The sequence below is a fragment of the Schumannella sp. 10F1B-5-1 genome (assembly GCF_006517535.1).
Classification (GTDB): Bacteria; Actinomycetota; Actinomycetes; order Actinomycetales; family Microbacteriaceae; genus Schumannella.
This window is the reverse complement of sequence record NZ_VHQH01000223.1, coordinates 1-252: the sequence shown is the minus strand read 5'-3', so window position 1 is coordinate 252 and position 252 is coordinate 1. Positions and strand designations below refer to the sequence as shown.

The following is a 252-nucleotide window of genomic DNA, read 5'->3' as shown; positions in this document are numbered from 1 at the left end:
GCCGCCCTCGGCGAGCTCGCCCTGCGGTACTTCACGGGCCACGGCCCCGCATCCGTGCCCGACCTCGCCTGGTGGTCGGGACTGCCCCTCACGCCGGTGCGCGCAGCCGTCGCGCGCGTGCGCGACCGGCTCGACGCGCTCGAGGTCGACGGTGTCGAGTACCTCATGCGGCCCGGGCTCGAACCGCTCGCCGACCGGGTGCACGCACTGCCGGGCTTCGACGAGTACCTGCTCGGCTACGCCGACCGGGCC

1 protein-coding gene is annotated in these 252 nt (G+C 75.8%); it reads left to right on the top strand.

Annotated elements, in window-relative coordinates; genetic code table 11:
* Window positions 1-252: DNA glycosylase AlkZ-like family protein (locus FJ658_RS15500; RefSeq protein ID WP_141146242.1), on the top strand; the 252-nt coding region annotated here is incomplete at both ends.